Raw genomic sequence first — 19,320 nt, forward strand, 5'->3', positions numbered from 1 at the left:
CGTGAGTCGCTGAAGAGCCGGCGAAAAGTACCGCAACAAAAACTTCCAAGTGGAGGTTTCTGGTGCTACAGTCCCGATCACCTAGCAGCACTAGGTATTCAGTGGGCCCCGAAGCCCCCGATGACTCGAGGAGGAGTCATGTCGACACCGACGTCGAAGGAAGAACCGCAGACCGGTCTCGCCGGCACTGCGAACCCGCCGGTCACCGCAGCCGCGGGCGCGACGGGCAGCGACCCCGCAGCCGCATCCCGAGCGTTCTCGGTCGAGGGCATCACCCAGGCCGTCAGTTCCGTCCGCGTCGGCGCCGGCTACATGTGGGCGCTCAGCCTGGCGCAGTTCGGCTTGTTCGCCGCGCTGCTCACACCGGTGTTCGTCGGCATGACGATCAAGGCGACGGCCCTCAACCCGGACAGCCCCGAGACGATCGTCGGGTCGGTCCTGCCGTTCGGCGCACTCGGCGCGCTCTTCGCCAACCCCCTGTTCGGCGCGATCTCGGACCGGACCCGCACGCGGTGGGGCCGTCGGCGGCCGTACATGGTCGGCGGCACCGCGGTGTTCCTCGTCGCTCTCGTGTGGCTGGCGTTCTCACCGAACGTGCTGCAGCTCACCATCGCGTGGGTCCTCGCGCAGGTCGCCGCGAACGCCGTCCTCGCCACGCTGACCGCGAGCTTCGCCGACAACGTGCCCGAGTTCCAGCGCGGCAAGGCATCGAGTGTCATCGCCCTCGCGCAGAACGTCGCGATCCTCGCGGGCCTGTACCTGGCCGTGTACCTCATCGGCAACCTGCCGCTGCTGTTCATCGCCCCCGGCATCCTGGCGATCGCCGTGATCCTCGTGTACTCGTTCGTGGCCCGCGACGACCTGCCGACCACGCCGATCAAGCCGTTCAGCTGGATCAACCTCATCTCGTCGTTCTGGACGAACCCGATCAAGCACCGCGACTTCGGGCTGGCCTGGTGGGGGCGCTTCCTCATCACCTTCGGCACGTTCATGTTCACGACGTACCGCCTGCTCTACATGGAGGACCGCATCGGTCTCCCGCAGGCCGAGGCCGTCGGTGTCGTCGCGTTCGGTGTGCTGCTCTACACGGTCGCGCTGATGGCCAGTGCGGCGATCTCCGGCTGGGTCTCGGACCGGATCCGACGTCGCAAGGTCTTCGTGTGGGGTTCCACCGCGCTCACGGCGGTCGGCCTGGTGATCCTCGCCCACGTCGACAGCGTCGGTGGCTTCTACTTCGCCGAGATCGTGCTCGGCTTCGCGTACGGCATCTACGCCGCGATCGACACCGCGCTCGTCGTCGACGTGCTCCCCGACCCCGAGCGACCCGGCAAGGACCTCGGTGTCATCAACATCGCGAACGCGCTCCCGCAGTCGCTCGCACCGGCCGTCGGCCTCTTCCTCCTCGGCATCGGCGGCGGGCAGAACTACACGCTCATGCTCTGGGGCGCGGGCGTCGCGGTGCTGCTCGGCGCACTCGTGATCCTCCCCATCAAGTCCGTCAAGTAGCGCGCGTGCCCACCCAGCGGCCTGGAGGCGCGACCCGACTCACGAAGGCGAGTCGCGCCTCCAGGCGGTCACCGCACACAACGCAAGCCCCCTGAAAGGACCAGCCATGGCACCCGCCATCTCCCTGCAGCTCTACACGGTGAACGCCGCACTGGAGCCCGACCTCGACGGCGGCGTCCGCCGCCTCGCCGAGATCGGCTTCGACACCGTCGAGGCGTTCGCGTTCGTGGACCGAGCAGCGCAGCTCAAGTCCGCGTTCGACGCCCACGGCATCGCCGCCAAGACGGGGCACGCGTTCCTCGTCGAGGAGACCATCCCGCTGCCCGACGGCACCGTGATGACCGCTCCGTCGCACGCAGCGACGTTCGCCGCCGCGAAGGAACTCGGCGTCGAGATCGTCATCGACCCGTTCGTCGGCCCCGACCACTGGACCACCCGCGAGGGCGTCGAGCGCGTCGCCGCACGCCTCAACGCCGCCGCTGCCGAAGCCGCGGCGCACGGCCTCCGCGTCGGCTACCACAACCACGACCACGAGCTCCGGCCGCAGATCGAGGGCACGCCCGCACTGCAGGTGCTCGCCGGACTGCTCGACCCGGCCGTCGTGCTCGAGCTCGACCTGTACTGGGCATCCGCAGCAGGCATCGACCTCGTGCCCTTCATCGAGGAGCTCGGGGACCGCATCGTCGCCGTGCACGTCAAGGACGGCCCGATGCGCGACGACATCTCCACGGCGTCGATCCCGCAGGACCAGACACCGGCCGGCCAGGGCGACGTCCGGCTCGCCGAAGCACTGCACGCTGCCACTGCGCTCGAGTACGCCGTGATCGAGTTCGACCACTCCGAAGTCGACATCTTCGACGCCGTGCAGCAGTCCTACGCGTGGCTCGAGGCCACTCTGAACAAGCAGGAGGTGTCCGCATGACCCGCACCGGCCGTGTCGGCATCGGCTTCATCGGCGCCGGGATGATCAGCGAGCAGTACCTGGCGAACCTCACCACGTTCCCCGACGTCGAGGTCGTCCGCATCGGCGACATCGACACCGAACGGGCCGCCGCGTCGGCGGCGAAGTGGGGCGTGCCTGCGTCCGGCACCGGCGACGAGGTGCTCGCCGACCCGGACGTCGAGATCGTCATCAACCTCACGCTGCCCGCCACCCACGTCGAGGTCTCGACGCAGGCGCTGCGCGCGGGCAAGCACGTGTGGAGCGAGAAGCCGATCGGTGTCGACCGGGCCTCGGCCGCGTCGCTCGTGGCCCTGGCGGACGAGCTCGGGCTGAAGCTCGGCATCGCGCCCGACACCGTGCTCGGCCCGGGCTGGCAGACCGCCAAGCGCGCCATCGAGGCCGGCGCGATCGGCACCCCGCTGACCGCCGTCACGAGCATGCAGTGGCAGGGGCCGGACGTGTTCCACCCGAACGCCTCGTTCCTCTACGCCAAGGGTGCCGGTCCGCTCTTCGACATCGGTCCGTACTACTTCACCGCGCTCGTGCACCTGCTCGGCCCGGTCGAGTCCGTCGTGGCGACGGGGTCGAAGTCCCGGGAGACCCGGCAGCTCGTCGTCGGGCCGAACGCGGGCGACGAGTTCCCCGTCGAGGTCCCGACCCATGTCTCCGTCCTGACCGCGTTCGAGCAGGGCGGCAACGCGCAGTCCCTGCTGTCGTTCGACACCCCGCTGTTCCGGCACGGCGTGTTCGAGGTGAACGGGACCGAGGGCACCATCGTGCTGCCCGACCCGAACACCTTCGGTGGCGGGCACCCGATCCGGATCGCCCGACCGATCACCGCCGACGCGACGTTCCCCTTCTCGCAGGACTTCGACGTGCTGCTCGACGAGGAGCCGACGGTCGGTCGTGGCCTCGGCGTGCTCGACATGGCGCGGGCGATCCGTGGCGGAGGCTCGCACATCGCGACCGGTGAGGTCGGTTACCACGTGCTCGACACGATGGTCGCCGTCGAGGAGTCGATCGCCGCCCGCTCGTTCATCGAGGTCGAGTCGACCGTCGCACCGATCGCGTCGCTGCCCGAGGACTTCGACCCGCTGGCTGCGACCCTGGAGGGCGCGACGGCCGCGGTCTGAGCCGACGGTCTCCGTCCCGGAGACGACTCGGCCTCCGTCCCCGGTCTCCGTCCTGCGCCGTGGGGACTCTGTACGACACTTCCGCTGTCGCACGACGTCCGCGTTGTCGTCCCGAGCGGCTCGTGACTGTGCGCGTGTGCAACGAACGACGAAGCCGCTGTCGTACGACAGCGGCTTCGTCGTTCCGGGTCAGCCGTCGAGGACTCCGACCGTCTCCCGTCACCAGGGCACGACGCCGGCGTCCTCGAAGAAGCCGCCGCGCGGACCATCGTCGGGGAGCGTCGCGAGCCGGATGGCGGTCGCGGCCCCTTGCGCGGCCGTCCGGTCGCCGGCGAAGCCGTTGAAGTCCGTCGCGACGAGGCCCGGGCACGCGGCGTTCACGATGATCGGCGTGTCCGCGAACGCGCGGGCGTACTGGGTCGTGATCCCGTTCAGGAACGTCTTCGACGGCGAGTACGCGGCCATCACCGGCCCGGGCTGGCGGCCGAGCGAGCCCATGCTGCTCGACGCGTTCACGATCCGCGGCGCGGGCGAACGGCGGAGCAGCGGCAGCATCGCGTTCGTCACTCGGATGACGCCGTACACGTTGACGTCGACGACCTGCCGGACCACGTCGAGGTCGAGCGTCGTCGGGTCCTGCGTCCACGTGACCGGGTCGAACGGGCCGGAGATCCCGGCGTTGTTCACCAGGACGTCGAGTCGGCCGAAGCGTTCCTCGATGTCGGCCGCGGCAGCGGTCACGCTCGCGTCGTTGGTCACGTCGATGCGGACCCCGTCGGCGGCGATCCCGCTCGCGCGGAGCCGCTCGACCGCGCCGCGGCGTGCGTCGTCGTCGCGGGCGCCCACGAGTACCCGGAGTCCCTGCCGGCCGAGTCCCTCGGCGATCGCGGCGCCGATGCCCTTGTTGCCGCCCGTCACCAGGGCAGTGGTCGTGTTCTCGTTCTGCATGGTCTGATCGTCCGTCCGGAGCTCGCTCGGCGTCCAACACCGATCCGGTCCGCTGTGGTACCCGACGGGTATCGCCGACGTAGGCTGCACCCGTGGACGATGTCGAGACGCGTGAACTCCGGTACTTCGTCGCCGTCGCCGAGGAACTCCACTTCGGCCGTGCGGCGCTCCGGCTCGGGATGGCCCAGCCGCCCCTGTCGCGGGCGATCCGGCAGCTCGAGGAACGCATCGGCGTCCGGCTGTTCGACCGTGATCGTCGCGGCGTGCGCCTGACGCTTGCTGGGGAGGCACTGCTCCGCGAAGCTCCGGCGGCCCTCGACGCCGTCCGGGCAGCGGTTCGCCGCGCACGACGTGCCGGTGCTCCCGAGCGTCGGCTCGTCCTCGCGACGAAGGCCGGGTCGTCGCACGAGTTCCTGCAGGCGCTGCTCGACGCGGCACCCGACGACGTGCCGGTGGAGGTTGTCCTGTGCGAGATCGGGGAGCAGGCCGGACTCCTGCGCGACGGCACCGCAGACATCGCCGTGATGCACCGGCCGTTCGACGACTTCGCCGGGATCGACGCCGTCGACCTGTACTCCGAGCCGCAGGTCGCCATCGTCCCGGCGTCGCACCCGCTCGCTCGGCGACGGTCGCTGACGATGGCCGAGGTCTCGCACGTGCCCGACCTGCCGATGGCCCGGTGGCCGCTCGCGGACTGGACCTACCCGCCCGGACCCGGGCCGGAGGTGCATTCGCAGTCCCAGCTCGCGCAGCTCGTTGCCCTCGGCCGGACGCTCCTGGTCATCCCGCGCTCGAGCCGAGCGTGGCAGTGGCCCGAGCACGTCGCGGTACCCGTGCTCGACGCGCCCCTCGCGACGACGGTTCTCGCGTGGCCAGCAGGCCGATCGACGCCGTCAGTGGCGCGGCTCGTCGAGACGGGGCTGCAGATCGGTGCGGCGGAAGCTGCCGCGAGCGCCTGAGCGTCCGCGCCGGGGTCGGTCGCCGCAGTCTCAGACGGCAGTGCTGAGGAGGGCCAGTCCGACGACGAGGCCCAGCCCTTGCAGGATGGAGAGCCCGGCGACGACGATGCCGATGATGCCGGCCGTCCGCGCGAGTGGCCGACGACCGCGCACCGTGTGGAGTGCCATCGCCGTCCAGACGAGCAGTCCGACCTGGACCAGGGCGATCACTGCGAGGAGCCAGATGTGCTCGATCGCACCACCCGCGACCACGGCGGCGACGATGCCGAGCAGGACGGCACCGAGGCCTGGTCCGCCGATCCACCAGCCGCGGGGGCGGTCGAGGCGCTCCTGTTCGCGGGCGAGGTGGTCCGCCCCCATCTGGGCGCTCACGGGGTGGCCTCTGCCGAGGGACTCGATGCGCCGGGGATGTCGGGCGGGGTGTTCGTGTGCTTTTCGGCGTACTTCTCGCGGTTGAGCTGGTCGACGTCGCCGGGGGTGCAGGGGGTCTGGATCTGGAGCGTCGAGGCGTTCTCCGTGGTGCTGAACTCTGCGAAGAACCCGTCCTCGAAGACCCCAGACGCTGGATACCTGACCTGCTGCCCCGGAGCGTCGCCGGTGAGTTCAGAGCGTGTCGGCTTCCATCCGAGCGAGCGCCAGTGCGCTTCGATGTCGCCGATCACCGCATCCCGCTGGCTCGGATCAGTCCCTGGCCCGATCCGGTTGACGACCCACTGGACGCCGCCACTGCAAGCGCGGGCTGCGGTGTCCGAGGACAACCACTTGCCCGGGACGACGGCCTGCGTGACCTCCGCCCGGGTGTTTGCTTCGCTCCAGACCCGCTTCGCATCTGCTGAATCAGTCGTTGACATGGACGGCTCCTGCTCCGGTGGCGAGTTGTGGTTCGAGCAGCTGGTGATCATCGTGCAGAGGAGCACGGCGGGCACCAGCGCAAGGAGCCCGCAGCGGCGCAGTCTCATCGAATCTCCTTGCCCTCGGGTGTGTACCCGAGGCTCGTGTAGGCGGTGTTCCTGAGCGGAGTGGTACCGGCGTCGAGGTACCCGTGATCCTCATCCTTGCGGGACTCACCCTTGATGGCGGCCTCCGTGGCTGGCGTGGCGCCGTGGCCGTCGGAACCGTGCCACACCCTCCCGTCGATCATCTGGGTGTCGGAGGAGAACGTCCGCGCACCCCACACACCGTCGCCAGGGTTGAGCGGGTGGGTGCTCGGCAGTGCGATCACGTGCGACCGGTTGGCGGTGAACGGGTTCCACGTGTTGATCGGCTGGTCGCCACCGAAGCCCAGGCCAGGTGCTTCGACCGAGCCCCGACCGATGTTCGCGACGTAGTCCTTCGAGGCTTGGGAAGCCCACACGTGGTCCGCAGGGACGTCGACCGCCTGGACGTTCGGAACCCGCATGTCGACACCGGCGGAGGCGAGGAGGGTGAGGTTCGCGACGGGCGTCTTCGCGACGGCAAGCGTTGCAGTCGTCGTGCCGTACGAGTGCGCGACGACGGACAGGTGATTGCCGTCCTTCCAGCCCCGCGTGCCCGAGACGCCCTCGAGGAATCCAGAGAGATTCCGAGCGCCGACTTCCGCTTTCGCTGATCCGAGGACATCGACGCTCGGGGGCATCTCAGGAGTGTCGTAACCAATCCACGCGACAGTAGCCAGGTTCTGGTCGGCCTTGGCGCGCGCTGCTGCGTTCTTCTGTTCCATCAAGAGGTTTTCTGCGCCACCCGCCCATCCCTGCATGCTCTCGGCGACGGTGTTGCCCATCCCCGGGACGTTGACCGTCACGTTCGTTGCCGTGTCGAGGTCACCGATGGCCACCGCGGCGAGCGGCGGGTGTCCGAGCGTCAGCGAGACGATGGTTCGCGGCGCCGAGGCAGTGCCCGCCAGCAGCGTCTTGTCGAGGGCTTCGAGCGACCCCACGATCTCCGACAGCCGCGCGTACTCGGCTCGATCGGCTGGCGTCAGCTCGTCGTTCCGGAACACCTTGCCGGAGAGCTCCCGGTAGCGCGCCTGTGCCTTCGGGAGCTCGGTGTCGAGCGTGTGCTGGTTCGCACGACCGCGGTCGGCGTAGAGCACGCCCCCGAGGTTCCCGACCACCGTTGACAGACCGGTCACCAGCGCGGTGCGGTCGTCCGCGTCGAGGCCTGCCCACCACGCCTTGACGTCGTCGGTCGACGGCGGGTGGTCGAGCAGCCGCTGCGCTTCCCCGGGGTGGTCTGCGGCCCACTTCCGGAGCGCGTCCGGCCCCTGCGCCGCGAGGCCCGCGAGCAGCGGGAGACGTCCGGCATCCCGGAACGCACGAGATGCCGCACCGAAGTCGATCCTGGCGAACGGCGCAGCGAGCATGCTGCCACCGAGCGTCGGGAACAGCCGCGGGGCGCCCCCGATCTGTCCGCGGATCGCCTGGGCGAGGTCGTCCTGCGCCGTCCGCCAACGAGTGTGCAGTCGACTCGCCCGCGCGTGCAGATCGTCGTTCGCGGCGCGGTACTCGTCGGGGACGGCGTCGTCGCTGTCCGATGCCGCGACGCGCGCGCGGAGTTCTTCGATGTCGGCCAGTAGTGAGCGGCGGGTCCGGCGGATCGTGGTCAGGTCGTCGGCGAAGGTCTCGAGCGCCGTGGCCACGGAGCCGGCTGCGGTCGCGAGCCCATCGGCCGGTCCGGTGGCTGCGCTCATCGCGTCGGACAGGGCATCGGTCGCGCCGGGCGAGGAGAGCACGCCGTCGATGCCGCTCCACGAGCGCTGTGCGGCCTGGGCAGCCTGGCGCACCGCATCAGTGGAGGTCCGCAAGGCGGTCGCACTGTCGTTCACCGCTGCGACCGTCGGTGTCACGGTCGGCAGCGCGCTCTCGTCGATGAGTGTCGCACTCACTGGACGGTCCGCCCGAAGCCGCGTGGCGTACTCGCGGTGGCGTGGTCTGCCATCCCGGCGTCTGCCTCGGCAAACGCGTTCATCGCGCCGGTCGCGGCCGTGATCGCCTTCTCGACGGCACCGACAGCGGTGGTCGCGTCACCCTGTCGCGCGCCGAGGAACCCCTGGGCAGCGCCGGCGGCGTCCGTTCCCGCGAGCGCTGCGACGACGTCCCGGAGCGCGGTGTCCACGTCCGCTGCTGCGTTCTGCATCGACGACCCAGCCGTCGCTGCATCTCGGACGATCGCCTCCGACCCGGCGATGTCCACCTTCCACCCGTTCCCCATGATGCCCCCTTGTACGCAACATACTACGGAACCGGGTACCCGCTGCAAGTCGGGCGACGACGTCCTGTGGAGAACTCAGCCGCCAGCGGTCGCGGGCACGGTCGGGGTACTCGATTCCAGGTCGAACCGGTAGCAGGCGCTGTACGCCTGGATGATCGACGCTCCGTCGTCCGCGTTGAAGGCGGCGAAGCGGTCCAGGGGTCCGGTCCCGACGACTTCGGTTCCGCGGCGGATCTCGGCGTCGAACCCGTTCGCCGTGAGTTCGTCCCGGAACGCGCGGGCGGCGGCACGCTCGTCCGAGATCCCGCTCCCGCGGATCTCACGGGTGATCTGGATGCCGCCCTCGCCGGATGCGGTGCTGCAGGTCCGGAAACGGTTGACCGTCGCCGGACCCCAGGACGCGGGGGCCGCTGCCATCAGTGCGTCGAGTAGGTCCAGCTGTTCGGTGTTCGCCGATTCCGCGGTCATCGAGCGGCCCGGGGTCCCCTGTGCGTCGCCGGGTGCTGCCGTTGCGCAGCCGGTCAACGCGACCGCGGCGACGAACACCGTCACGACGACGGGCCAGCGCTGCGTCGTGCCAATGGGCATGGTCAGCGAGTGGCGTGCTGGCGGAGCGCGACGACGATCTCGTCGAGGAAGTCGTCGACCTGGTCCTGGTCGTACCCGTCACGCCAGCGAGTGGGGCGGAACCGGGTGTTGACGACGTCCTCCGGGGTGAGCGTGTCGACCGGCCGACTCTGCTCGTACCCGGCCAAGACCGCTTGGACCCGATCGAGGAAGTCGTCGACCTCCCCCTGGTCGTAGCCCTCTCGGAACTTCGTCGGCTGGAACCGCTTGGCGGCCACGTCCGTTGCGAGCATGTCGTCCCCCTCGTTGTGCTTGCCAGGACATCCTGGCACGAGGGACGTGATCAGCGGGCCACGACGGATCGGTACACCTCGACGACCGCGTCGGTGCGCTGTTCGATCCGCGACCGTGCGGCGACCATCACCTCGGACGCCCGGGTGATCGCATCCGGATCGTCCCGCAGTCGCCGGACCTCGGTCGCGATGCCGTCGGCGTCGGGCGTCGCCGTGCAGAAGCCGCCGCCGTCCGGGACCACCTCGGCGAGGTCGGGGTCGCAGTACAGCACGGGGAGCCCGGTGGCGATCGCCTCGAGCATCACCATGGGCTGGTTGTCGAAGTCGAACGAGCTCGAGACGAGCAGGTGGGCTGAGCGCATGGCGGCGAGGACCTCGTGGTGCGGAGCCGAGCCGTGCAGCGTGACGGGTGCCCCAGCGGCGGCGCGGGTGATCGCCGCTCGCGCGACCCCGTCGCCGTAGACGTCCACGTGCACGCCGTCCGGGAACGCGTGCGCCGCGCGGACCAGGACGTCGGGTCGCTTCTCGGGGGAGAGCCGCCCGACCCACACGATCCGCAGCGGCTCGTCGGATCGGAGGGTGCGGATCGGGGCGTCGCCGATCGCGTCGAGCACGGACGACTCGATGCCGTTCGTGAGCACGGTCACGGGCGTCCGGACCCCCTGCTCGACGAGCTTCGCCGCGAAGTGGTGGGACGGCACGAGCACGTGGTCGCTCGCCCGGGACTGCGCGAGCATCACCCGCCACATCCTCCGAGCCGTGCGGGTGGCCGTGTAGGGCGTGTCACCGGCGACGCGGATCCCGGCGGCGCTGACCTGCCGGCCGTGCAGCGCGGCGAGCAGGACCGTCGTGACGGCGGGGAGCGGCAGGACGTTCCGGGTGTAGACGTCGATCCGGCCGTGCATCGTGTGCACGATCGGGATGCCCAGGTCGTGCGCGGCGCGGATCGCTCCGAGGGCGGCGAACATCTCGGAGTGGGTGTGCACGACGTCGATCCGGCGTGCGGCGAACTCGCGACGGAGCACCTCGCGCAGGCGTCGCGGCGACCAGGCGAACGGGTACCCGTCGGGCCGGAACACGCTCGAGACCGGGAGCCCGACGACGCCCGGATCGTCCGACGGACGGGTCAGCGGGCAGAAGACGATCGCTTCGTGTCCGTCCGCTCGGAGGCTCTCGGCCAGGGCCCGGACCGCGGTCTGCACCCCGCCGAGCGTCGGCAGGTAGTAGTCGGTGACGAGGGCGATCCGCACACGGCCGAGCCTAGGGGAGCAGCGGGCGGCCACGGCCGACGGCACCGCCCGGCGGCACCTAGTATCGGTGGGATGGGGGAGAGCGCGCTCGTCACGGGCGCCAGCGGGTTCCTCGGCGGCCACGTCGTCCGGGACCTGCGGGCGCACGGCTACACGGTGACGGCAGCCGGTCGACGAGCCGCTGCACTGCCCGAGGGCGCGACCTTCGTCGGTGACCTCGACGACCTGGGCCGGTTCGACCTCCCCGTCGACGTCGTCGTGCACTGTGCTGCGCTGTCCTCGCCGTGGGGACGGTGGTCGGAGTTCGAGCACGCCAACGTCACCGGGACGGCGCGGGCGTTCGAGTACGCCCGTCGGGTCGGTGCCCGGCGGTTCGTGCACGTGTCGTCGCCCGGCATCTACGCGGCACCGCGCGACCGCCTGGTGATCCGGGAGCACGAGGTCGACCCGAGCCGTCCGATGAACCACTACATCCGCTCGAAGCTGCACGCCGAGGCGCTGCTCCGTGCCGCAAGCGGCCACAACAGCCGCAGCGCCCGCACCGACCACAGCAACGGCCCCGAGGTCGTCGTCCTGCGCCCGCGCGGCATCATCGGACCGGGCGACCCCGCACTCGTCCCACGGCTGCTCCGCGTGCACGAACGTGTCGGCGTCCCGCTCCTGCACGGCGGACGGGGGCTCGTCGACCTGACCGCGGTCGAGAACGTGGCGCTCGCCGTCCGGCTCGCGGCCGAGGTGCCCGAAGCGGCCGACCGCACTTTCAACATCACGAACGGCGACCCGCGCCCGTTCGTCGACCTGCTCGACCAGCTCCTCACCGGTCTCGGCCTGCCGCTGCGGCACCGACGGCTGCCGGCGGGTGTCGTCTACGGCATCGCCGGGGCACTCGAGGCGATCTGCGGTGTGCTCCCCGGTCGTCCCGAACCACCGGTCACGCGGTACACCGTGTCGACGATCACGCACTCGCAGACCCTCGACATCACCCGGGCGCGCGAGGTGCTCGGGTACGAGCCGACGGTCACCCTCGACGAGAGCCTGGCGAGCTACGCGAGCGGAGCAACCCCAACAACCCGAGCAGACGGAGCCGACCGTGCCTAGCCTCCGCGCCTTCGTCTGCGGCACGACCTCGCACGGCGTGCACCAGCTCCTCCGCGGCGCCCCACGGGAACGGCGCGTCTTCCCCGCGAACGTCTTCCTGTACGAGGACGGCGACCGCCGCGTCCTGTTCGACACGGGCTACGCCCCGCTGCCCTGGCGCACCGGCCCCGCCGGGTGGGCGTACCGACGCCTGCTGCCACCGACGGTCCCTCCGGGCGCCAGCATCGGCGAGCAGCTCGGAGCGCGAGCCGCGACCGTCACCCACGTCGTCCTGTCCCACCTGCACCCCGACCACATCGGCGGCCTCGCGGCGTTCCCGCACGCCACCGTCGTCGTGACCGAGCCGATGCGACGGACCATGGCGGATCCGACGCTGCGTGCTGGCGTGCTCAAGGCGCTGCTGCCCGCCGGGCTGGAGCCGCGCCTCCAGGCCGTGCCCGACCGGGCCTTCCGACTCGACGCGACCACGGGGCTCCGGACCGCCGACCTGTTCGGTGACGGCACCTACCGACTCGTGGACCTGCCCGGCCACGCCGACGGCCACGTCGGCGCGCTCGTCGCGGGCCGTGTCCTGCTGGCCGGCGACGCCGCCTGGGGACGCGACCTGCTCGGGCACGAGGGACGGATCCGCCCGATCCCGCGCGCCGTCGCACACGATGCGACGGTGCAAGCCGAGACCGCGCGGCTGCTGCTCGACGCCGAACGGACCGGGGTCCGACTGCTGTTCAGCCATGACCACCACCCGGTGGACTCAGATCTGCTGCGAGACCAGCGCACCGACGAAGGGGGACCGTCATGAGGAGCTGCCGGATCAGCGGATGGGGCACGTACCTGCCCGAGACGACGGTCACGTTCCCGTCGAGGTCGGGCACGGTCACCCGGCACCGGATCGCTGACGACGTCTCGCACCTCGACATGCTCGCGACGGCGGCCGAGCGGGCGATCCGGCACGCGGGCATCAGCCCCGACGACCTCGACTGCGTCATCGCCGCGTGCGCCGCCGGCGTCCAGCCGATCCCGTGCACCGCTGCGCTCGTCATGGAGCGGGTCTCGCCGGGTGCCCGCGCTGCCGCGTTCGACGTGAACTCCACGTGCACGAGCTTCATCACCGCGGTCGACGTCGCCTCGCGGTACCTGGCCGACGGCGAGTACGAGCGGGTGCTGATCGTGTCGGGGGATGTCGGCTCCCGGTTCCTCGACCCCGAGCAGCGGGAGTCCTTCGAGCTGTTCTCGGACGCTGCCGCGGCGGTCGTCCTCACCCGGGTGGAACCGGCCGATGACGGACCCGGCGTCCTCGCGAGCCTGCAGCAGACCTGGCCCGAGCACGCGCACGACACGGAACTGCGGGGCGGTCTGTCCCGGTACCCGGCACAGGACTACGCCGACGGCGACCCTGCCGACTACCGGTTCGACATGCACGGGCGGCGTGCACTGATGGGGATGCTGAAGGTCCTGCCGGGGTTCTTCGACCGGTTCTTCGCGAAGGCGGGACTCGGACTCGAGGACGTCGACCTCGTGGTCCCGCACCAGGCCAGTGGTGCGCTGGGCATCGCGATGCGGCGGATCGGGATCCCGTCAGGCGGGTACGTGGACGCGGTCGCCGAGTACGGGAACATGGTGTCCTCGTCGGTGCCGTACACGCTCGCGCGCTGTCTGGACGACGGGCGGTTGTCGCGGGGCGACACCGTGCTGCTGTGCGGCACGGCCGCGGGCCTCACCGCGAACGCGCTGGCGTTGCGGCTGTAGACGGTACCGACCGTCGGACTGGAGGCGCGGTGCGGGGCCGACCCGCGCCTCCCGTCCGTCAGGTGGTGCCGTTCAGGGCGCCGGACCAGAGCCGAGCGATCGGCACGTCCCGCCCGAGGATCTGCTCCGCCGCGCGGTGCCCGGAGTACAGCGCGCCCGCGACCGTCGCCGGGTCGTCGGTCCAGGTGGCCTCGCCCGCGAGGTGCAGCCGGCCATCGATCGGCACCCCCAGGTCGTCGTGGTCGTCCGTGGTCGACCCCGGGAGCATGTGCGCGTACGACCCCCGGGCGAACGGGTCGTCCTGCCACGCGGTCACCTGCACCGTGCTCGGAGCGGGGACGCGATCGCCGTACAGCCGGCGCAGCTGCTCGAGCACGGAGGCGGCGACCTGCTCCTCGCTCCAGCCCCGGATCGCCCGTGCTGCCGGCCCGGCAGCGAAGGTGAGCAGCGTCGGCACACCGTCGAGCCGGGTCAGGTCGTACCAGGAGTGCCACCAGCGGCCCTCGGGACCGAGCTGCCGGATCGCGTAGACGTCCTCGTCCCAGAACTGCTCCGGGAACCGCAGGACGACCTTCTCGAACGCGTTCATCCGCAGCCGTTCGAGGGCCTGCCGGTGCCGTGCGGGCAGCGGTGGTTCGATCACGAAGTCGTCGGACTGCAGGACCCCGACCGGGACCGTGACGACGACGGCCTCGGCGTGGAACGTCCCGCGGTCGGTCGTGACCTCGACGCCGTCGTCGCCGTGGCGGACGCTGTGGACGACGTGGCGGAGGCGCACGTCGAGTCCCGCTGCCAGGTGCGTCGGCAGCGCGTCGTAGCCGTCCGGGAAGACCACCTCGTCGCCGTCGATGGAGTCGTCGTCGAGGCCGTGCGCGGCGAGCTCGTCGCTCGGGACGCCGTACTGTTCCTCGCTCCGGTGCTCGAGGTGCTCCCGGACACGCTCTGCCCGTTCGGCGTCCCAGACCTGCGCGGCGATGGCACGCTCGGTGACGTCGCGGTAGGTGTCGGTCGGACCCGATGCGGCCACGACGTCGGCCAGGGTGGCATCGACCGTGTGCACGTCGGCGGCGAACCGTCGGGTGGCGGCGTCGTCGAGCCGGTGTCCGTCCGCCCCGTGGTAGGCGATCGGTCGGCTGTCCACCTGGTACCCACCGACGGTGAACTCGACGGTGCGGATGCCGAACGCCGTGACGGCCTCGGCGACGGCGCTGCCGTCGATGCCGTGGATCCACGAGGCGCCGAGGTCGGTGACGTGCCCGCCGGTCCGGTCGGTGTGGACGCGACCGCCGACTCGATCGCGGGCCTCGAGCACGACGACCCGGCGGCCGGCTGCGGGTTCGCCGTCGCCGTCGCCGTCGGCGCTGGCGAGCAGTCTCGCGGCGGTGAGCCCGGCGACCCCGGCTCCGATCACGACGACGTCGACGGTCTCCACGCGGGTCAGTGCCGCGGACTCCGGCGGCGGCCGAACAGCGCCGCGAGGAGCCGGGGCACACCCGGCCGCGGCCGCACCACGGGCTTCGTCTCGATCGAGCGGGTCGGCGCCCGGAACGCGAGGTCGTGCAGCATGTTCCGCTTCGAGCCGTCCCAGTTCGCGAACAGGTACGCCCCGCCGAGGAACGACATGCTCCGGACCGGGGTGCGCTTCCAGGAGTCGGCCGCGACGTAGTACCCGGCATGCCCGGCGTGGATGTTCTTGATCACGGTGTCGACGTCGATGACGCTGGTGGTCGTCACGACGGCGGTGATGCCCGTTCGGTCACGGGCGACGTACTCGATGAGGTGTTCAGACACGAGGGGCTCTTGGTCGCAGTTCGTCTCGTCGGGTCCGGGGAACGCGAGCACGACGAGGCATGGCCGGAATCGTCGTTGCTTCCGAACCCAAGAATACGCCGTGAACTCTGCGAACCGCGAGGAGGAATCTGAACCCATGCGCATCACCAGGACCACCGGGGGACTCCTGTTCGTCGCGGCGCTCGCCGCTGGCCTGACCGGCTGCAGCGGTGGGGGAGCAGCGACACCGACCGCGACCCGGACCGTGACGGCCACCCCGACGACAGCATCGGAGACACCCACGCCGACGCCGACCGCGACCCCGACCTGTGGTCCGTCGAGCGGCGCCGCGGCCGCCTCCCAGGCGATCGCGGATCTGCCGTTGCCGACCGGCCTCGAGGACGCGAAGTGGGACCCCGCGAACTCCGACTACTCCGGGTACGACGCCTGTGCGCCGCTGTCCTGGTCGGTCGTGAACCTGGACCTCGCGACCGGCAGCTCCCCGGTCGCGATCCTGCTGTTCCACCAGGGCCGGTACCTCGGCACCGCGACCAAGGAGGCGTACGGGTTCGTCCCCGACGTCGCCCGCACCGATCCGTCGACGATCGTGGTGACCTACCACTACCCGGAGCCGGACGAGTCGACCGCCGACGCGAGCGGCCGGACGAACGCCACCTTCACGTGGAACGACAGCACGGGCCGCGTTGACATGAGCGGACAGACGCCGCCCGTGGGCTGACGGCCGTCCGGCGCCCTGCCATGCTGGAGGGCATGCCCCTCACGCGTGCGGACGCCGCTGCCGTCGTCCCCGGCATCGCGCTGGCCGTCGCGATCGGACTCGTCGCCACCCTCGTCGGGACGAATGTCCCGGTCGTCGGTGGCCCGGTACCCGCCGTCGTCATCGGTGCGGTCGTCGGCTGGCTCGTCCGACGCCGCCGACAGGGCGGGCTCGACGCGCTCCAGCCCGGCGTGAAGTTCGCGTCGAGCCGTGTGCTGCAGTTCGCCGTCGTCCTGCTCGGTGCGCAGCTGTCCATCGGCGAGGTCCTGCGCATCGGTGGGGAGACCCTCCCGGTCATGCTCACGACCCTCGTGGTGTGCCTCGTCGCGGCGTGGGGGATCGGCCGGCTGCTGCGGGTGTCGAGTGCGCTCCGCACGCTCATCGGCGTCGGGACGGGCATCTGCGGGGCATCGGCGATCGCGGCCGTCACCCCCGTGATCGGTGCCGTGAGTGCCGACGTCGCCTACGCGATGTCCACGATCTTCCTCTGCAACATCGCCGCGGTCTTCGTCTTCCCCCTGGTCGGTCACGCGCTGGGGCTCTCGCAGCACGCCTTCGGCGTCTTCGCCGGCACTGCCGTGAACGACACGTCCTCGGTGGTCGCCACGGCGACGGTCTACGGTCGCCAGGCGACCGACACCGCCGTCGTCGTGAAGCTGGTCCGGACGCTCATGATCATCCCGATCGTCATCGGGTTGGCCGGACTGGAGGCACGGCGCGCTTCCCGCGAGCAGCTCGCCGCCGACGACGGGTCGGGTCGCGCCGGGGGCGTCCGCGTGCTCCGGTTGGTGCCGTGGTTCCTGATCGGGTTCCTCGTGGTCGTCCTGCTCCGCACCCTCGGGGTGCTGCCGGCCGCCGCGGCCCCGGGGTTCTCCACCGCGGCGACGTTCCTCATCACGGTCGCGCTGGCTGCGATCGGGGTCTCGACGGACTTCGGCGCACTCCGACGTGCGGGCTTCCGGCCGATGCTGCTCGGGATCGCGCTGTGGGTGCTCGTGGCGGGGACGAGTCTCGGCGCGCAGGCGGTCTTCGGGCTGCTCTGAACGGGAGGCCCGGATCGGGGCGTCAGCCGCGCAGCGCCTCCGCCAGCTTCACCCGGCTGCCGGTGCGCAGGAGCGCGTTCTCGTAGATCCGCGCCCCGATGACCACGACCAGCACCACCGAGACCGCCACGATCACGAGGGACAGGATCGGCTCCCACCACTCGGCGGTCCCGAGGAAGATCCGCATCGGCATGCCGATCGGCGCGCTGAACGGCACGTACGACATGACGCCGAGGATGGTCGGGTTGTTGTAGGCGACGATGATCAGGATGTAGGGGATCATCACGAGCATCATCACCGGGGTGGTGACGCTGCCGACGTCCTCCTGGCGGGAGACGAGCACTGCGGCTGCTGCGAACAGCGAGGCGATGAGCACGAACCCGATCGCGAAGAAGCCGACGAACCACAGCATGCTCGGCCCGAGCACGGTGAACATGTTGTCCTGCCCGGTGACCGCGAGCGTCACCGCCGCAGCGATCGCCACCGCCACGATCTGCGCGAACGCCATGACGCTGTTGCCGAGGACCTTGCCGGCGAGCAGTGCCCGCGCCGGGATCGCGGCCATCAGGATCTCGACCACCCGGGTGGACTTCTCCTCGACGACGCTCTGCGCGATCGACTGACCGAACGTCACGGCGGAGGCGAAGTACACCACCCCGAACGCGAGCGCGACGATGTAGATGAGCCCGCCGGGGATCGCGTTCGGGTCGAGCAGCTCGATGCGGGGTGAGACGCTCAGCGCCTGCACGACGTCGGTCGGGGCGTCGTCGAGTCCGACGACCTTGTAGCCGAGCGGGTCGTCCGAGGGCAGGATCGCCGCGTCGACGTCACCGTTCTCGACGAGCCGTTCGGCAGCGGCGGCGGTCGGCGCCTCCGTGACGTCGAGCCCCTTGCTCGTGGGGAGACTGACGCCGTCGACGACCGCGACCGGGGTGGTGTCGCCCGCGGTCGCCTTGCCGACGATGCCGCCGACGACGATCGACGCGACGACCATCAGGATGAGGATGCAGGCCGACACGACGAACGCCTTGCTGCGGACGCGTGCCTGGATCTCGCGCGCGGCGACGAGCCGCACGGACTGGACGAACGAGCCGTTCATCGGACGACCTCCCGGAAGACCTCGCTGAGCCGCGGGACACGCGGCGAGAACGACCCGACGGTGCCGTGCTGGACGGCGCGCTGCAGGACCCGTTGGGCGGTGGGGTCGTCGGCTTCGAAGACGGCGTAGCCTCCGTCGAACTCGCGGACGGTGACGCCCGGTTCGTCACGGAGCCAGGCGACGTCGCCCTCCACGAGGAGCTCCCACGCCGGCGGACCGGCCTGCTTGCGCAGCTCGTCCTGGGGGCCGGCCGCTCGGATGGTGCCGCCGGCGATCACCACGACGTCGTCGCACAGCCGCTCGACGACGTCCAGCTGGTGGCTCGAGAAGAGCACCGGGACGCCTCCGGCCGCTGCCTCGCGCAGCACGGCGAGCACGACGTCGACGGCCATCGGGTCGAGGCCGGAGAACGGCTCGTCGAGCACGAGGACCTCGGGGTCGTGGGCCAGCGCAGCCGCGACCTGCACGCGCTGCTGGTTGCCGAGCGAGAGCTTCTCGACGGCGTCGTCGGCGTGCGGCGCCAGGCCGAGCCGGTCGAGCAGGTCGGTGGTGCGGCTCGCGGCGGTGCGCTTGTCGACGCCGTGCAGCCGGGCGAAGTAGGTGATCTGCTCGGAGACGGGCATCTTCGGGTACAGCCCGCGTTCCTCGGGCATGTAGCCGAACCGGCGACGGTCGGCCGGGCCGATCGTCGCGCCGTCGATCGACACGGTGCCGGCGTCGGCCTGCAGCACGCCGAGCAGGATCCGCATCGTGGTGGTCTTGCCGGCACCGTTGCCGCCGACGAACCCGGTCAGGCGTCCGTCGCCGACCGTGAACGTGACGTCGTCGAGCACGCGGCGGTCGCCGTACTGCTTGGTCACCCCGTCGATGGTGAGCATGTCGTTCCCCTCTCTCGGCGGTTCGGACCGCCTGCGTCGACGCTATTGCGCCGGGGTGGGGCGGTGCCTCCGGCTGGCGACGGGTTTCCGAGGCGCGATCGGCGGCGCCGACTCCACCGC

At 71.0% G+C, this 19,320-nt stretch carries 20 protein-coding genes and 2 pseudogenes; 9 read left to right on the top strand and 13 right to left on the bottom strand.

From position 1 onward, the window contains the following. Positions 1 to 138 precede the first annotated feature (138 nt). From ABIC61_RS06105 to ABIC61_RS06115, 3 genes are all read left to right on the top strand, one after another. The gene (locus tag ABIC61_RS06105) at positions 139 to 1,506 is read left to right on the top strand and encodes an MFS transporter (RefSeq protein WP_354029190.1); all 1,368 of its coding nucleotides are present in this window, start codon (positions 139 to 141) and stop codon (positions 1,504 to 1,506) included. Positions 1,507 to 1,612: 106 nt separating this feature from the next. Beyond that, positions 1,613 to 2,428, top strand: a complete 816-nt coding sequence (locus ABIC61_RS06110; protein WP_354029191.1) for a sugar phosphate isomerase/epimerase family protein — start codon at positions 1,613 to 1,615, stop codon at positions 2,426 to 2,428. Beyond that, positions 2,425 to 3,582: a Gfo/Idh/MocA family protein gene (locus ABIC61_RS06115; protein WP_354029192.1), complete on the top strand. Its 1,158-nt coding sequence runs from the start codon at positions 2,425 to 2,427 to the stop codon at positions 3,580 to 3,582. Before ABIC61_RS06110 ends, ABIC61_RS06115 begins: the two co-directional genes overlap by 4 nt. 219 nt (positions 3,583 to 3,801) lie before the next feature. On the opposite strand, the gene ABIC61_RS06120 is transcribed toward ABIC61_RS06115, so the two are convergent. After that, on the bottom strand, positions 3,802 to 4,530 hold the full coding sequence (locus tag ABIC61_RS06120; protein WP_354029193.1) for an SDR family oxidoreductase: 729 nt from the start codon (positions 4,528 to 4,530) through the stop codon (positions 3,802 to 3,804). 92 nt (positions 4,531 to 4,622) lie between these two features. Between ABIC61_RS06120 and ABIC61_RS06125 the strand changes: the two genes are divergently transcribed. Then, positions 4,623 to 5,489 (top strand): LysR family transcriptional regulator, encoded by an 867-nt coding sequence (locus ABIC61_RS06125; RefSeq protein ID WP_354029194.1) that lies wholly within the window; start codon positions 4,623 to 4,625, stop codon positions 5,487 to 5,489. Between the two features lie 30 nt (positions 5,490 to 5,519). Here the strand turns inward: ABIC61_RS06125 and ABIC61_RS06130 are convergent, their stop codons facing one another. The 8 genes and pseudogenes from ABIC61_RS06130 to ABIC61_RS06165 form a co-directional block, all read right to left on the bottom strand. Continuing rightward, positions 5,520 to 5,861 carry a hypothetical protein gene (locus ABIC61_RS06130; RefSeq protein ID WP_354029195.1) on the bottom strand — a complete coding sequence of 114 codons (342 nt, stop codon included), beginning with the start codon at positions 5,859 to 5,861 and terminating at the stop codon, positions 5,520 to 5,522. Continuing rightward, entirely contained in the window at positions 5,858 to 6,340 is a 483-nt protein-coding gene (locus tag ABIC61_RS06135) for a hypothetical protein (protein ID WP_354029196.1), read from the bottom strand. The genes ABIC61_RS06130 and ABIC61_RS06135 overlap by 4 nt, the downstream gene beginning before the upstream one ends. A gap of 104 nt (positions 6,341 to 6,444) precedes the next feature. Next, a complete protein-coding gene (locus tag ABIC61_RS06140; RefSeq protein WP_354029197.1) occupies positions 6,445 to 8,352 on the bottom strand; it encodes an alpha/beta hydrolase in 1,908 nt (635 codons plus the stop codon). Then, a complete protein-coding gene (locus tag ABIC61_RS06145; RefSeq protein WP_354029198.1) occupies positions 8,349 to 8,678 on the bottom strand; it encodes a hypothetical protein in 330 nt (109 codons plus the stop codon). The genes ABIC61_RS06140 and ABIC61_RS06145 overlap by 4 nt, the downstream gene beginning before the upstream one ends. Before the next feature lie 75 nt (positions 8,679 to 8,753). After that, a complete protein-coding gene (locus ABIC61_RS06150) occupies positions 8,754 to 9,266 on the bottom strand; it encodes a hypothetical protein (RefSeq protein WP_354029199.1) in 513 nt (170 codons plus the stop codon). 17 nt (positions 9,267 to 9,283) lie between these two features. Continuing rightward, positions 9,284 to 9,433, bottom strand: a pseudogene (locus ABIC61_RS06155) (DivIVA domain-containing protein); the annotation flags it as partial. Next, positions 9,416 to 9,538: pseudogene (locus ABIC61_RS06160) on the bottom strand (DivIVA domain-containing protein); the annotation flags it as partial. The pseudogenes ABIC61_RS06160 and ABIC61_RS06155, both read right to left, overlap by 18 nt. 50 nt (positions 9,539 to 9,588) lie before the next feature. Next, positions 9,589 to 10,788: a glycosyltransferase gene (locus tag ABIC61_RS06165; protein WP_354029200.1), complete on the bottom strand. Its 1,200-nt coding sequence runs from the start codon at positions 10,786 to 10,788 to the stop codon at positions 9,589 to 9,591. 72 nt (positions 10,789 to 10,860) lie between these two features. On the opposite strand from ABIC61_RS06165, the gene ABIC61_RS06170 reads away from it, so the two are divergent. The 3 genes from ABIC61_RS06170 to ABIC61_RS06180 are packed head-to-tail and all read left to right on the top strand — an operon-like array spanning position 10,861 to position 13,632. After that, a complete protein-coding gene (locus ABIC61_RS06170) occupies positions 10,861 to 11,886 on the top strand; it encodes an NAD-dependent epimerase/dehydratase family protein (RefSeq protein ID WP_354029201.1) in 1,026 nt (341 codons plus the stop codon). Further along, on the top strand, positions 11,879 to 12,685 hold the full coding sequence (locus tag ABIC61_RS06175) for an MBL fold metallo-hydrolase (protein ID WP_354029202.1): 807 nt from the start codon (positions 11,879 to 11,881) through the stop codon (positions 12,683 to 12,685). The genes ABIC61_RS06170 and ABIC61_RS06175 overlap by 8 nt, the downstream gene beginning before the upstream one ends. Beyond that, entirely contained in the window at positions 12,682 to 13,632 is a 951-nt protein-coding gene (locus tag ABIC61_RS06180; RefSeq protein ID WP_354029203.1) for a 3-oxoacyl-[acyl-carrier-protein] synthase III C-terminal domain-containing protein, read from the top strand. The genes ABIC61_RS06175 and ABIC61_RS06180 overlap by 4 nt, the downstream gene beginning before the upstream one ends. A 58-nt stretch (positions 13,633 to 13,690) precedes the next feature. Here the strand turns inward: ABIC61_RS06180 and ABIC61_RS06185 are convergent, their stop codons facing one another. After that, on the bottom strand, positions 13,691 to 15,064 hold the full coding sequence (locus tag ABIC61_RS06185) for a flavin monoamine oxidase family protein (RefSeq protein ID WP_354029204.1): 1,374 nt from the start codon (positions 15,062 to 15,064) through the stop codon (positions 13,691 to 13,693). 5 nt (positions 15,065 to 15,069) lie between these two features. Further along, positions 15,070 to 15,423 carry a hypothetical protein gene (locus ABIC61_RS06190; protein ID WP_144751044.1) on the bottom strand — a complete coding sequence of 118 codons (354 nt, stop codon included), beginning with the start codon at positions 15,421 to 15,423 and terminating at the stop codon, positions 15,070 to 15,072. A gap of 136 nt (positions 15,424 to 15,559) precedes the next feature. Between ABIC61_RS06190 and ABIC61_RS06195 the strand changes: the two genes are divergently transcribed. Beyond that, positions 15,560 to 16,141 (top strand): LppP/LprE family lipoprotein, encoded by a 582-nt coding sequence (locus ABIC61_RS06195; RefSeq protein ID WP_354029205.1) that lies wholly within the window; start codon positions 15,560 to 15,562, stop codon positions 16,139 to 16,141. Positions 16,142 to 16,173: 32 nt separating this feature from the next. Beyond that, complete coding sequence (locus ABIC61_RS06200) at positions 16,174 to 17,223, top strand: YeiH family protein (RefSeq protein WP_354029206.1); 1,050 nt, start codon at positions 16,174 to 16,176, stop codon at positions 17,221 to 17,223. Positions 17,224 to 17,245: 22 nt separating this feature from the next. Here the strand turns inward: ABIC61_RS06200 and ABIC61_RS06205 are convergent, their stop codons facing one another. Continuing rightward, on the bottom strand, positions 17,246 to 18,322 hold the full coding sequence (locus ABIC61_RS06205) for an ABC transporter permease (RefSeq protein ID WP_079236992.1): 1,077 nt from the start codon (positions 18,320 to 18,322) through the stop codon (positions 17,246 to 17,248). Next, positions 18,319 to 19,200, bottom strand: a complete 882-nt coding sequence (locus ABIC61_RS06210; protein WP_354029207.1) for an ABC transporter ATP-binding protein — start codon at positions 19,198 to 19,200, stop codon at positions 18,319 to 18,321. The genes ABIC61_RS06205 and ABIC61_RS06210 overlap by 4 nt, the downstream gene beginning before the upstream one ends. Between the last annotated feature and the right edge of the window lie 120 nt (positions 19,201 to 19,320).

It is taken from the genome of Curtobacterium sp. 1544 (assembly GCF_040544915.1).
GTDB classification, from domain to species: Bacteria; Actinomycetota; Actinomycetes; order Actinomycetales; family Microbacteriaceae; genus Curtobacterium; species Curtobacterium pusillum_C.

What these genes read in the sequence shown, in the direction of transcription:
- ABIC61_RS06105 (WP_354029190.1), top strand. Translation starts at nt 139, where the DNA reads ATGTCGACACCGACGTCGAAGGAAGAACCGCAGACCGGTCTCGCCGGC.
- ABIC61_RS06110 (WP_354029191.1), top strand. Translation starts at nt 1,613, where the DNA reads ATGGCACCCGCCATCTCCCTGCAGCTCTACACGGTGAACGCCGCACTG.
- ABIC61_RS06115 (WP_354029192.1), top strand. Translation starts at nt 2,425, where the DNA reads ATGACCCGCACCGGCCGTGTCGGCATCGGCTTCATCGGCGCCGGGATG.
- ABIC61_RS06120 (WP_354029193.1), bottom strand. Translation starts at nt 4,530, where the DNA reads ATGCAGAACGAGAACACGACCACTGCCCTGGTGACGGGCGGCAACAAG.
- ABIC61_RS06135 (WP_354029196.1), bottom strand. Translation starts at nt 6,340, where the DNA reads ATGTCAACGACTGATTCAGCAGATGCGAAGCGGGTCTGGAGCGAAGCA.
- ABIC61_RS06145 (WP_354029198.1), bottom strand. Translation starts at nt 8,678, where the DNA reads ATGGGGAACGGGTGGAAGGTGGACATCGCCGGGTCGGAGGCGATCGTC.
- ABIC61_RS06150 (WP_354029199.1), bottom strand. Translation starts at nt 9,266, where the DNA reads ATGCCCATTGGCACGACGCAGCGCTGGCCCGTCGTCGTGACGGTGTTC.
- ABIC61_RS06170 (WP_354029201.1), top strand. Translation starts at nt 10,861, where the DNA reads ATGGGGGAGAGCGCGCTCGTCACGGGCGCCAGCGGGTTCCTCGGCGGC.
- ABIC61_RS06180 (WP_354029203.1), top strand. Translation starts at nt 12,682, where the DNA reads ATGAGGAGCTGCCGGATCAGCGGATGGGGCACGTACCTGCCCGAGACG.
- ABIC61_RS06195 (WP_354029205.1), top strand. Translation starts at nt 15,560, where the DNA reads ATGCGCATCACCAGGACCACCGGGGGACTCCTGTTCGTCGCGGCGCTC.
- ABIC61_RS06200 (WP_354029206.1), top strand. Translation starts at nt 16,174, where the DNA reads ATGCCCCTCACGCGTGCGGACGCCGCTGCCGTCGTCCCCGGCATCGCG.
- ABIC61_RS06205 (WP_079236992.1), bottom strand. Translation starts at nt 18,322, where the DNA reads ATGAACGGCTCGTTCGTCCAGTCCGTGCGGCTCGTCGCCGCGCGCGAG.
- ABIC61_RS06210 (WP_354029207.1), bottom strand. Translation starts at nt 19,200, where the DNA reads ATGCTCACCATCGACGGGGTGACCAAGCAGTACGGCGACCGCCGCGTG.